The following is an 11,043-nucleotide window of genomic DNA, read 5'->3' as shown; positions in this document are numbered from 1 at the left end:
GTTCGGCGGGATGATCGTCGCGAAGTACTCCTTCACGAGGTCCTCGTGCTCGCGGAGCGCGGTGTCCATGTCCGTGAAGATCACGCCCTGCTTCTCGAGCTCTTCGTTGACCTGGTGGTAGACGACCTCGGACTCGTACTGCGCGCCGACGCCGGCGAGGAAGTTGCGCTCGGCCTCCGGGATGCCCAGGCGGTCGAACGTCTTCTTGACGTCCTCGGGCACGTCGTCCCAGGAGCGCTCGGAGCGCTCGGAGGCACGGACGAAGTAGTGGATGTCGTCGTAGTCGACGTCGGCCAGCATCGGGCTGCCCCAGGTGGGCTGCGGACGGGCGAGGAAGTACTCGAGCGCCTTGAGGCGGAAGTCCCGCATCCACTGCGGCTCGCTCTTGAACTCGGAGATCTTCTCGACGATCTCGCGGTTCAGGCCCTTGGGCGCCTTGTAGAGGTAGTTCTCCGCGTCGTGGAACCCGTAGCGCTCCGTGTAATCGGAGCCGAGGTTGCGCAGGGAGGCCTCTTCAGGCGTGAGGGTCTTGGTGGACTCGGGCGTGGGAGTGGGCGTGGCAGCCATGGGCTACTCGACCTCCAGCTTGATCAGGTCGCCGTCGATGCGCACCGGGAACGTCTCGATGGGCTCGTAGGCAGGAAGGGTCTTCGGGGCACCGGTGCGCAGGTCGAACAGCGAGCCGTGGCGGGGGCACTCGATGGTGCAGTCGTCCTCGTACAGCACGCCTTCGGCCAGCGGTCCGTCGTCGTGTGAGCAGCGGTCCTCGATCGCGTACAGCGTGCCGGCGCAGTTGACGACGGCGATCTCGAGCTCGTCCCACTCCACGACGCGCATGGCGCCGGGCGGGAGCTCGTTCACGGGGCAGATGTCGATGGATTCAGGCAACGGTGTTCAAATCCGACTTTCGTAGGAGGGATTGTACCGAGCACGGCGGCGAGGCCCCTGTCCGGCAGACCCGGGACACTCGCTCCCATGGCCGCCGATCACCGTCGTCCCGTCCGCCGGGTCCTCCGCGGCGTCGGCATGACGGTGCGGGCGGCCACCCCGGCGCACGCGGACCTGCGCAGCCGGATCATGGGCGTGACGCTGGTCAGCGTCGCGCTGGACCTGCTCGCGGCCGTCCTCGCGTGGATCCTGGAGCGCCACCACGGCGAGATCACCACGTTCGGCAACGCCCTGTTCTGGACGACGACGCAGATGCTCACCGTCTCGTCGCAGTTCCCCAACCCGCTGACCACGGGCGGCAAGATCCTCGACGTCTTCCTGGAGCTCTACGCGATCGTCGTGGTGACCTCGGTGGCGGGCGCCTTCGCCTCGTTCTTCCACCACCGCGGCATCGAGCGCGCGTCCCATCGGGCGGCGCAGCAGGCGTGAGGCCGGCGCGGGGGCACGAGGTCGGCCTGGGGCGCGACCCCCTAGCCTCTGGCGGGAATGCCCGCCACCGCCGTCAAGAACACCGCCACCCGCGACGACCTGCGCAACGTCGCCATCATCGCCCACGTCGACCACGGCAAGACCACGCTGGTCGACGCGATGCTCCGCCAGGCGGGCACGTTCCGCGAGGGCGCCACGCTGACGGATCGCGTCATGGACTCGATGGACCAGGAGCGCGAGCGCGGCATCACGATCCTCGCCAAGAACACCGCCATCCAGTACGGCGAGACCAAGCTGAACATCATCGACACGCCCGGGCACGCCGACTTCGGTGGCGAGGTCGAGCGCGGCCTCACGATGGTCGACGGCGTGCTGCTGCTCGTCGACGCCTCCGAGGGCCCGCTGCCCCAGACGCGCTTCGTGCTGCGCAAGGCGCTGGAGAGCAAGCTGCCGGTCGTGCTGGTCGTCAACAAGATCGACCGTCCCGACGCCCGCATCGACGAGGTCGTCCACGAGGTCGAGGAGCTCTTCCTGGACCTCGACGCCCAGGAGGAGCAGCTCGAGTTCCCCATCGTCTTCACCAACGCCAGGGCCGGCACGGCCTCGATGGACCAGACGACTCCGGGGGAGAGCCTGAAGCCGCTGCTGGACCTGCTCGTGGAGACGGTCCCGCCGCCGTCCTACGACCCCGAGCATCCCGCCCAGGCGCTCGTCACCAACCTCGACGCCGATCCGTACCTCGGCCGCCTCGCGATCTGCCGCGTGCGCCAGGGCACGATCCGCAAGGGCGACATCGGCTGGTGTCGCGCCGACGGCGAGACCGTCACGCGGGGCAGGATCACCGAGCTCTTCGTCACCGACGGCCTGAGCCGCGTGCCCGCCGACGAGGCGGGTCCCGGCGAGATCTGCGCCGTCGCCGGCCTGCTGGACGTCACGATCGGCGAGACGCTGGCCGACGTCAACGACCCGCGCCCGCTGCCCGTGCTGCACGTCGACGACCCGTCGATCGGCGTCACGATCGCCACGTCGACCTCGCCGTTCGCCGGCCGCGACGGCAACAAGCTGACCGCGCGCCAGATCCAGGCGCGCCTCGACCAGGAGCTGATCGGCAACGTCTCGATCCGCGTCGAGCCGACCGGGCGCACCGACGCCTGGGAGGTCCAGGGCCGCGGCGAGCTGCAGCTCGCGGTGCTCGTCGAGACGATGCGCCGCGAGGGCTTCGAGCTGCTCGTCGGCCAGCCGCGCGTCGTCACGCGCGAGATCGACGGCGCGATCCACGAGCCGATGGAGCGCATGACGATCGACGTGCCCGAGGACTACGTCGGCGTCGTCACCCAGATGCTCGCGCTGCGCAAGGGCCGCATGGAGCAGATGAGCAACCACGGCACGGGCTGGGTCCGCATGGACTACCGCGTCCCCGCCCGCGGCCTGATCGGCTTCCGCACCGAGTTCCTCACCGAGACGCGCGGCACGGGCATCGCGCACTCCGTCTCCGACGGCATGGAGCCGTGGCACGGCGAGCTGCGCACCCGTCCGACCGGCGCGCTGGTGTCGGACCGCATCGGCGCCGTCACGTCGTACTCGTGCTTCCAGCTCCAGGACCGCGGACAGCTCTTCGTGGCCCCGGGCGACGAGGTCTACAACGGCATGGTGGTCGGCGAGAACTCGCGCGCCGACGACCTCGAGGTCAACATCGTCCGCGAGAAGCACCTCACCAACGTGCGCTCCGCGACGGCCGACGAGCTCGAGCGCCTCGTGCCCGCCAAGCGCCTCTCGCTCGACCAGGCGATGGAGTGGCTGCGCGAGGACGAGTGCGTCGAGGTGACGCCGAAGGCGGTCCGCATCCGCAAGTGGATGCTCGACCCCAACGAGCGCGTCAAGGCCGCCCGCCGCGCCAAGGCCGGCGCCGCGCCGAAGTAGGACGCGAGCGGCCGCTGGGCGTCGGCCGGGGCGCGTCATGCGTTTCGGGTGATGCCCGCGACGCCGGCTTCGGTGAGCCTCCTCGAGGTGCACAGCGTGAGCGATATCGGCGCTACGTCGCGACGGAGACGACCTCGAGGCCGGCGTGCGCACGTGACGGGCGACCGGGACCTGCGCCACGGATGAAGGATCCTCCATGAGCATGCGGCAGACCGCAGCGATCGGTGCGCTTCTCCTCGGCTTCGCCGGGTTCGGCCTCGCGGTCGTCGTCGCGGTGCAGGAGTTCCCGCGCGGCCTGATCGCACTCGCCTGCCTCGTCCTCGCTTCCGCCGCGGCCTGGTACGGCGTCCTGCGGCGCGGCCCCCTCCGCGTCGCCGGCCTGTCGGTCGGGGCGCTCGGGCTCGCCGCGGCGATCCTCCTGCTGGTGGGCGACCGCCTGCTCGAGCAGTTGCTGGTCGTCGCCGCGCTCGTGCTGGGCGGCGCCTGCGCGCGGGTGGCGTTCGGCGTCCGCGTCCACCTCCCCCAGGTGCCGGCGCCCCGGCGGCCGGTGCTGTTCTTCAACCCCAAGTCCGGCGGCGGCAAGGCCGAGCGGTTCGCGCTGGCAGACGAAGCTCGGGCGCGCGGGATCGAACCGATCGAGCTCGGCCCGCCGTGGGACCTCGAGCAGCTCGTGCGCGACGCGGTCGCCGGCGGCGCCGACGGGCTGGCGATGGCCGGCGGCGACGGCTCGCAGGCCGTCGTGGCCGAGATCGCCGCGGAGCTCGACCTGCCGTACGCCTGCGTGCCGGCGGGCACGCGCAACCACTTCGCGCTCGACCTCGGCGTGGATCGAGACGACGTGGTCGGCGCGCTCGACGCGTTCGTCGACGGCGGCGAGCGCCGCGTGGATCTGGCGGACGTCAACGGGCGCGTGTTCGTCAACAACGTCTCGCTCGGCCTCTACGCCGACGCGGTCCAGCGCGAGGGCTACCGCGACGCCAAGCTCCGAACCATCCTCGACACCGTGCCCGACATGCTCGGACCCGACGGGACCGGGCTCGACCTGCGGTGGACGGGGCCCGGCGGGCACGAGCACGGTTCGGGAGCCGCGATCCTGGTCTCCAACAACCGCTACCGGCTGGGCCACGCGGTCGGCTCGGGCACGCGGCCGAGGATCGACGACGGGCGGCTCGGGATCACGATCGCCGGAGCCCCGGTCGGGCCCGGCGAGGGCGGACGCCGGCCGCAGCGACCGTGGCGGGAGTGGACCGCGCCGGTCTTCGAGGTCGAGGCCGACCACCCGGTGCCCGCCGGCATCGACGGCGAGGCGGTCCAGCTGGAGCCGCCCCTGCGCTTCCACATCCGCCCCGGCGTCCTGCGCGTGCGCATCGCGCACCGGCATCCCGGTGCCTCGCCGTCGGCGATGCTGCCCGAGGGGGTCGGGCAGAGCGCCCGCGCGCTGGCCCGGATCGCCGCCGGGCGCGACCCCGTGCCCGCCGCGACCGGCGAGCCGCTTCCCTCCTTGCCCACCGAACCCATGACGAAGGAGAGCTGATGGACATCTTCGAGGTCGAGCAGAAGGAGCGCCTCAGCCGCGAGGAGATCGCGACGCGGCTGCACAACCTCGCCGACATGCTCGCACGCCACAACGAGATCGAGTTCGAGCGCGGCGGGATGCGCTTCACCGTCAACGTCCCCGACACCGTCGAGCTCAAGATCGAGCTCGAGATCGAGGACGACAAGCGCGAGCTGGAGATCGAGCTGACCTGGTGAGGAGGGGCATGAGCGCCCCGCACCCCCTAGACCCGGTCGCGCTCGGCGGGTGACGCGGGAGCCGACGCCTCGGGGGTCTCGGGCTCCCAGTCGACCTCGTGGCCGAGGCCCGCGGCCTTGAGCACCTTCAGCGACAGCAGCGCGCACTTCATGCGCGTCGCGCTGATGTCGATGCCCAGCAGGTCGAGCACGAAGGAGCGATCGAGCTTGAGCAGCTCGTCGACCGGCATGCCCTTGACCTCGTCGGAGGCCATGGAGGCCGAGGCCTGCGAGATGGCGCAGCCGTGGCCCTCGAAGCGGACCTCCTGCACCTTGCCGTCGCCGTCGACCTTGAGCATCACCTTGAGCTGGTCGCCGCAGAGCGGGTTGTGGTCCTCGGCCTCGAGATCCGGCGCCTCCATCGGCCCCCAGTTGTGGGGCCGCTTGTAGTGCTGGAGGATCTCCTCGCGGTACAGGTCGTCCATGATCAGGCGAAGATCCTCTGCACTTCGGCGAGCCCGTCGACGAGCGCGTCGACCTCCTCGCGGGTGGTGTGCACGGCGAACGAGGCGCGCGTCGTCGCGGACTCGCCCAGGTGCTGCATCAGCGGCTGCGCGCAGTGGTGGCCGGCGCGGACGCACACGCCGCGGCGCCCGAGGATCTCGGACACGTCGTGCGGGTGGATGCCCTTCAGCGCGAACGAGATCAGGGCGCCGCGCTGCTCGACGTCGCGCGGCCCGTGCAAGGTCACGTCCTCCACCTCGCTCAGCCGCTGGATCGCGTAGCCGGTCAGCTCGGCCTCGTGGGCGCGAACCGCGTCCATGCCGAGGTCCGAGAGCCAGTCGATCGCGGCGCCGAGGCCGATGACCTCGGCGATCGCCGACGTCCCCGCCTCGAAGCGCGACGGCGGCGCGGCCCAGCGGACCTCCTCGAACGAGACGCTGGAGATCATGTGCCCGCCGCCGATCAGCGGCTCGGTGTCGAGCAGCAGGTCGTGGCGGCCGTGCAGGACGCCGACGCCGGTCGGGCCGTAGGCCTTGTGGCCGGTCCAGGCGTAGAAGTCGGCGTCGATCGCGCCGAGGTCGACCGGGATCTGCGGCACGGCCTGCGAGCCGTCGACGACGGTCACGACGCCGGCGGCGCGGGCGCGGCGCACGATGTCGGCCACCGGGTTGATCGTGCCCACGACGTTGGAGACGTGGGCGACGGCCAGCACCTTGGCGCCGGGCAGCAGGCGGTCCAGCGCGTCGAGGTCCAGGACGCCGCCGGCGTCGATCGGCACCTCGACCAGCTCGGCGCCGACCTCCTTGGCGAGCATCCACCACGGCACGAAGTTGGAGTGGTGCTCCATCCGCGTGACGAGGATGCGGTCGCCCCGGCCCACGTGGCGCCGGCCCCAGCCGTGCGCGACGACGTTCAGCGCCTCGCTGGCGTTGCGCGTGAACACCGTGTCGCGCGCGGGCCAGTTCAGCCACTGCCCGATCCGGGTGCGCGCGCCCTCGAACAGGTCCGTCGCCTCGGCGGCCAGCGGGTAGGTGCCGCGGTGCACCGACGCGCGGTGGTGGCGGTAGTAGTCGTCCATCGCCGCCAGGACGGCGTCGGGCGTCTGGGACGTCGCGGCGCTGTCGAGGTAGGCGACTCCCTCACGCTGGAGCGTCGGGAACTGCGCGCGGACGTCGAGCTGGGCGGTGGCGGCCATGATGTGTCCTAGGCGCCGACGCCGGCCGCTTCCTTGATGTTGGCGTAGCCCTCGCGCTCGAGCTGCTCGACGAGCTCCGAGCCGCCCTCCTTGATGATCCGCCCGTCGAACATGATCGACACGCGCGACGGCTCCACGAGGTGCAGGATCCGCTGGTAGTGGGTGATGATCAGGACGCCCATGCCGGAGTCCTTGGCCACCGTGTTGACGCCGTGGGCGACGACGTTCAGGGCGTCGATGTCGAGGCCGGAGTCGGTCTCGTCCAGGACGGCCATCGCCGGCTGCTGGAGCGCGAGCTGCAGGATCTCGAGGCGCTTCTTCTCGCCGCCGGAGAACCCGTCGTTGAGGTAGCGGGCGACGAACTCGCGCGGGACGTTCGTCAGCTCCATCGCGGCCTCGACGGTCTTGCGGAAGTCCTTGAGCGAGATCTCCTCCTCGCCGCGGGCCTCGCGGTGCGCGTTGAGGACCATGCGCAGGTACTTGGTGATCGTGACGCCGGGGATGGCGACGGGGTACTGGAAGGCCATGAACAGGCCGGCGCGGGCGCGCTCGTCCGGATCGGCCTCGGTGATGTCGTTGCCCTGGAAGAGGATCTGGCCCTCGGTGACCTCGAGCCCGGGATGGCCCATGATCGCGTTGGCGAGCGTGGACTTGCCCGAGCCGTTGGGGCCCATCAGGGCGTGGATCTCGCCCGGGTTGACGGTGAGGTCCAGGCCCTTGAGGATCTGCTTGTCCCCGGCCTGGACGTGAAGGTTGCGAATCTCGAGTTCGGCGGCCATGTGGTTAGTCAGTCTTCGTTTCGGGTTCGGAGGCTCAGGCCACCGCGGTGGCGTCGTGCACAGCGGTGGCGATCTGGTTCTGCGGGGGGCGGTTGGAGAAGGCGACGAGCTCGGCGAGCGTCGTCTGGGCGAGCGCCTTGACGACGCCGCCCTGGACGCGGGTCCACAGCAGCTTCGTGGCGCAGCCGTGACCGGCGTCGGCCTCGTGGTTGCAGACGACGCGCCCGTGCGAGGACGCACCGTCCTCGGCCACGAAGCACGTCATCGGCGCCACGACGCCCTCGAGCGCCAGGACGACCTCGTCCATGTGGATCTCGGCAGGCTCGCGCGTGAGGCGGTAGCCCCCGTGCGCGCCGCGCGTGGCCTCGACGAGGCCGGCCTTCTTCAACAGCGCGACGATCCGCTCGAGGTAGGCAAGGGGCAGTTCCTCGGCCTCGGCGATCGCCTTGAGCGACACCGGGATCGGCCCGCCCGCGCCGCCGGCGCCGTCGTGCTGGCGACCCAGCTCGACGAGGAGCCGCACGCCGTACTCCGCCTTGGTCGTGAAGATCATCAAGGGTAATCCTACCGTGTAGGTCGGAGAACCTTCGCGGGCGATTTCCGTTGCGGCGTGCCGGCGTCCGTGGACTGGCGTCGTGGGCGCATGAGGAGTGCCGGCACCCAGACCGGTGTCTCGGGTCGTCGGGCGCCGTGGCGTCCGGTGCAGGCGTGGGACGCGCCTCGGGCGCGGTCCGGGATCGAGGACAGCAACGCTCGCCAAGGGGAAGCGCAAGCGCACCGGCATCCATGAGCGCCCGGTGCGCCCCGCACCGGCTCGGCCGGCGCGCCTGCCCTCAGGCGTCGCGCGCGGCCTTGATGCCCAGCGCGCCCGAGAACGCCAGGAGGCCGAGGCCCGAGCCGACGTCGACGGCGGCCAGCAGCCGGTCGCCGGCGCGCGCCCGGATCGCCGAGAGGCCGAGCGAGAGCGCGGTGAACCAGGTCAGCGTGCCGCAGCCGACGCCCGCCACGAGCAGCAGCGTCTCCCCCGTGCCGTGGACCGCCGAGGCGGTCGAGGCCGCGGCGAAGACGGCGGCCCACGAGAGGATCGTCGTCGGGTTCGAGGCGGTCGCCGCCAGCGAGGTCAGGAACGCCCGGCGCGGCGTGGCGACCTCCTCGAGGCTCTCGCCGCCGAGGCGCACGCGGAACGCCGACCACAGCGTGCGCGCCGCGAGCAGCCCCAGCACGGCCGCTCCCACGAGGCCGAGCGCGAGGCGCAGCCCGTCGATCTCCAGGAGCCGGCCGGCGCCGATCGCGCCGAGCAGCGCGTAGGTCGCGTCGATGACGGCGGCGCCGGCGCCGATGGCGATGCCGGCCGGCAGGGCGCCGCGCAGGACGGTGCGGATGCACAGCAGCGAGATGGGCCCGATCGCCGCGGCGACGACGAAGCCGAGGCCGAAGCCGAGCGCCAGGACGTGCATGGCGGAAGTATCTCCTGGGGATCAAGCCCGACATGTGCTTCGACCGCGACGCCCTGCCGCCCGATCTGCCCGCCGACCTCGTCGTGCCGCGCATGGCCGGCGGCGCGGCCGCCGAGCAGCTCGAGCTGACCTCGGCCGACGGCGCCCGGTTCTCGGCCGCGCTGGCGACCTCGGGCGAGGCGCACGATCCCGCTGTGATCATCCTGCCCGACGTCCGCGGCCTCTACCGCTTCTACGTCGAGCTGGCCGAGCGCTTCGCCGAGGCCGGCCACCACGCGGTCGCGATCGACTACTTCGGCCGCACGGCCGACACGGGTGAGCGCCCGAACGACTGGGACTACTGGCCGCACGTGCGCGAGACGTCGCCCGAGACGGTCCAGGCCGACGTCGCAGCGGCGATCGCGCTGCTGCGCGAGCGGACGGGCGCCACCTCGTTCGTCACCGTCGGGTTCTGCTTCGGCGGCGCGCAGTCGTTCCTGGCGGCGACCCACGCGGAGCTCGACCTCGACGCGGTCGTCGGGTTCTACGGCGGGCTGAACGGCGAGCGCCTGGGGATCCCGTCGCCACGCGACACGGCCGCCGGCGCCGTCCGGCCGGTCCTCGCCCTGTTCGGGGGCGCCGACGAGGGCATCCCCGAGCGCGACCGCGAGACGTTCGCCGCCAGCCTCGAGCGCGCCGGCGTCGAGCACGAGATCGTGGTCTACCCGGGCGCGCCGCACTCGTTCTTCGACCGCCGGCAGGACGAGTTCGCCGACGCCTCGCAGGACGCGTGGCGCCGCACCCTCGGCTTCCTGGACGGCGTGGGCGCCCGAGCGCACGCATAGGTGCCCGCGGTCAGGCAGACTGCCGCGGCCATGACGGTCCGTCGTGCCCTCCTCGTCGCGCTGCTCGGCGCGCTGCTGCTCACCGCCTCGGCGCGCGCTCAGCAGACGGCGCTGGATCCGCTCGACACCAACCCGTGCAACGACCCGTTCCTGGCGCTGCAGTGCCCCGACCTGCGCATGGCGCCGCCCTCGGACCTGCGCGTGCAGCGCGCCGGCAAGGCCGTTCGGCTGCGGGCGACCAACCACATCGTCAACGTCGGCGCCGGGCCGCTGGAGCTGCTCGGGACCAAGAGCCCGTCGCTGCCGCGCTTCGCGACGGCGACGCAGGTCGTCCGGACGCGAACCGGTCAGCCGGTGTACTTCCCGGAGGCCGGCTGGATCTACTTCAAGGCGATCCCCGGCCAGGGCCACTACTGGAAGTACTACCGCGCGGCGCGCTTCGAGCTGTGGACGCTGAGCCCCGACGGTACGCGTGGGGAGATGGTGCGCACCGGGCCGAAGCTGTCGTACTGCTTCCGCGACCTGCGGCGCGTGCGGTCGTGGGCGCGCACGCCGAAGGGCCGCGTGTACCCGGCGTGCAGCCAGTCCTACGGGCGCCAGGCATTGCGGCTCGGCGTGTCCCCCGGCTGGGCCGACATCTACCCGTCGGGCTACCACGAGAACTGGATCAGCGTGACGGGCCTGCGCGGCTGCTTCGCGTTCGTGCACCGGGCCGATCCGCTCGGGGAGCTGGTCGAGGAGCACGAGGACAACAACCTCGGCCAGCGCATCATCCGGCTCCCGCCGCGCAGCGGGAGCGTCGCCCCGCGCGGGTGCCCGCGCCCGCGGTAAGATCGCGTTCGCATGTCGCTCATCCTCGCCCTGAGCCCGTTCAAGGCCACCTTCGGCCTGGTCATCGTGTTCTTCGTGATCTTCCCGCTGCTCCTGCACGGGCTCATCGGCTTCGCGGCCGCGCAGTCCGCCGGTGAGCGCGCCGACAACCTCGAGTACCTCGAGGGCGGCGAAGACACCCGCACGCCGTAGGAGACTGTGTCGCTGTCGCGACGGGGGACCCACTTCCGGCGGCGACGGCTGGCCATCGTGGGCCTCGGCCTCGCTGGCCGCCTACGGCACCCCTAGTGGGTCGGCCATGAATGTTTGACCGGAAACTCGGCGTGCGTGGCGAATTGGGCTTCATCACGACCGATGGAGGTAGCGATGCGTCCCGCGGAGGTGTTTGTCCGTGCGCTCTCGCCCGAGGAGGGCGCGCGGTTGAA

13 protein-coding genes and 1 pseudogene are annotated in these 11,043 nt (G+C 71.8%); 7 read left to right on the top strand and 7 right to left on the bottom strand.

All coding sequences use genetic code 11. The annotated features are described in order from the left end of the window. Together VK501_RS00230 and VK501_RS00225 are read right to left on the bottom strand one after the other, a co-directional pair. Positions 1–567, bottom strand: a pseudogene (locus VK501_RS00230) (Fe-S cluster assembly protein SufB); the annotation flags it as partial. Between the two features lie 3 nt (positions 568–570). Next, positions 571–888: a non-heme iron oxygenase ferredoxin subunit gene (locus VK501_RS00225; protein WP_324333424.1), complete on the bottom strand. Its 318-nt coding sequence runs from the start codon at positions 886–888 to the stop codon at positions 571–573. Between the two features lie 87 nt (positions 889–975). On the opposite strand from VK501_RS00225, the gene VK501_RS00220 reads away from it, so the two are divergent. From VK501_RS00220 to VK501_RS00205, 4 genes are all read left to right on the top strand, one after another. Then, entirely contained in the window at positions 976–1,377 is a 402-nt protein-coding gene (locus VK501_RS00220; RefSeq protein ID WP_324333422.1) for a hypothetical protein, read from the top strand. 57 nt (positions 1,378–1,434) lie between these two features. Beyond that, a complete protein-coding gene (gene typA / locus VK501_RS00215; RefSeq protein ID WP_324333419.1) occupies positions 1,435–3,297 on the top strand; it encodes a translational GTPase TypA in 1,863 nt (620 codons plus the stop codon). Between the two features lie 196 nt (positions 3,298–3,493). Continuing rightward, positions 3,494–4,831 (top strand): diacylglycerol/lipid kinase family protein, encoded by a 1,338-nt coding sequence (locus VK501_RS00210; RefSeq protein WP_324333417.1) that lies wholly within the window; start codon positions 3,494–3,496, stop codon positions 4,829–4,831. Continuing rightward, positions 4,831–5,049: an amphi-Trp domain-containing protein gene (locus tag VK501_RS00205; protein ID WP_324333415.1), complete on the top strand. Its 219-nt coding sequence runs from the start codon at positions 4,831–4,833 to the stop codon at positions 5,047–5,049. The genes VK501_RS00210 and VK501_RS00205 overlap by 1 nt, the downstream gene beginning before the upstream one ends. A gap of 26 nt (positions 5,050–5,075) precedes the next feature. Here the strand turns inward: VK501_RS00205 and VK501_RS00200 are convergent, their stop codons facing one another. From VK501_RS00200 to VK501_RS00180, 5 genes are all read right to left on the bottom strand, one after another. Further along, positions 5,076–5,513, bottom strand: coding sequence for an iron-sulfur cluster assembly scaffold protein (locus VK501_RS00200; protein WP_324333413.1), 438 nt, complete (start codon positions 5,511–5,513; stop codon positions 5,076–5,078). Positions 5,514–5,515: 2 nt separating this feature from the next. Continuing rightward, the gene (locus tag VK501_RS00195) at positions 5,516–6,727 is read right to left on the bottom strand and encodes a SufS family cysteine desulfurase (protein WP_324333411.1); all 1,212 of its coding nucleotides are present in this window, start codon (positions 6,725–6,727) and stop codon (positions 5,516–5,518) included. Positions 6,728–6,735: 8 nt separating this feature from the next. Then, entirely contained in the window at positions 6,736–7,506 is a 771-nt protein-coding gene (gene sufC / locus VK501_RS00190) for a Fe-S cluster assembly ATPase SufC (RefSeq protein WP_324333409.1), read from the bottom strand. 34 nt (positions 7,507–7,540) lie between these two features. Continuing rightward, the gene (locus VK501_RS00185; protein WP_324333407.1) at positions 7,541–8,059 is read right to left on the bottom strand and encodes an Rrf2 family transcriptional regulator; all 519 of its coding nucleotides are present in this window, start codon (positions 8,057–8,059) and stop codon (positions 7,541–7,543) included. 280 nt (positions 8,060–8,339) lie between these two features. Continuing rightward, on the bottom strand, positions 8,340–8,963 hold the full coding sequence (locus tag VK501_RS00180) for a LysE family transporter (protein ID WP_324333405.1): 624 nt from the start codon (positions 8,961–8,963) through the stop codon (positions 8,340–8,342). 32 nt (positions 8,964–8,995) lie between these two features. On the opposite strand from VK501_RS00180, the gene VK501_RS00175 reads away from it, so the two are divergent. Genes VK501_RS00175 through VK501_RS00165 form a run of 3 tightly spaced genes read left to right on the top strand, consistent with a single transcriptional unit; the run spans position 8,996 to position 10,810 of the window. Continuing rightward, on the top strand, positions 8,996–9,787 hold the full coding sequence (locus VK501_RS00175) for a dienelactone hydrolase family protein (protein ID WP_324333403.1): 792 nt from the start codon (positions 8,996–8,998) through the stop codon (positions 9,785–9,787). 30 nt (positions 9,788–9,817) lie between these two features. After that, entirely contained in the window at positions 9,818–10,618 is an 801-nt protein-coding gene (locus VK501_RS00170; RefSeq protein ID WP_324333401.1) for a hypothetical protein, read from the top strand. Positions 10,619–10,630: 12 nt separating this feature from the next. After that, positions 10,631–10,810, top strand: a complete 180-nt coding sequence (locus VK501_RS00165) for a hypothetical protein (protein WP_324333398.1) — start codon at positions 10,631–10,633, stop codon at positions 10,808–10,810. Positions 10,811–11,043: the final 233 nt, after the last annotated feature.

It is taken from the genome of Baekduia sp. (genome assembly GCF_035318805.1).
Taxonomy (GTDB): Bacteria; Actinomycetota; Thermoleophilia; order Solirubrobacterales; family Solirubrobacteraceae; genus Baekduia.
Note: the sequence above shows the minus strand (reverse complement) of the source record. Positions and strands in the feature narration are given on the sequence as shown.

Coding starts and splice junctions, on each gene's coding strand:
- VK501_RS00205 (WP_324333415.1), top strand. CDS start 4,831: ATGGACATCTTCGAGGTCGAGCAGAAGGAGCGCCTCAGCCGCGAGGAG.
- VK501_RS00165 (WP_324333398.1), top strand. CDS start 10,631: ATGTCGCTCATCCTCGCCCTGAGCCCGTTCAAGGCCACCTTCGGCCTG.
- VK501_RS00180 (WP_324333405.1), bottom strand. CDS start 8,963: ATGCACGTCCTGGCGCTCGGCTTCGGCCTCGGCTTCGTCGTCGCCGCG.
- VK501_RS00210 (WP_324333417.1), top strand. CDS start 3,494: ATGAGCATGCGGCAGACCGCAGCGATCGGTGCGCTTCTCCTCGGCTTC.
- VK501_RS00170 (WP_324333401.1), top strand. CDS start 9,818: ATGACGGTCCGTCGTGCCCTCCTCGTCGCGCTGCTCGGCGCGCTGCTG.
- VK501_RS00200 (WP_324333413.1), bottom strand. CDS start 5,513: ATGGACGACCTGTACCGCGAGGAGATCCTCCAGCACTACAAGCGGCCC.
- typA (WP_324333419.1), top strand. CDS start 1,435: ATGCCCGCCACCGCCGTCAAGAACACCGCCACCCGCGACGACCTGCGC.
- VK501_RS00195 (WP_324333411.1), bottom strand. CDS start 6,727: ATGGCCGCCACCGCCCAGCTCGACGTCCGCGCGCAGTTCCCGACGCTC.
- VK501_RS00220 (WP_324333422.1), top strand. CDS start 976: ATGGCCGCCGATCACCGTCGTCCCGTCCGCCGGGTCCTCCGCGGCGTC.
- sufC (WP_324333409.1), bottom strand. CDS start 7,506: ATGGCCGCCGAACTCGAGATTCGCAACCTTCACGTCCAGGCCGGGGAC.
- VK501_RS00175 (WP_324333403.1), top strand. CDS start 8,996: ATGTGCTTCGACCGCGACGCCCTGCCGCCCGATCTGCCCGCCGACCTC.
- VK501_RS00185 (WP_324333407.1), bottom strand. CDS start 8,059: ATGATCTTCACGACCAAGGCGGAGTACGGCGTGCGGCTCCTCGTCGAG.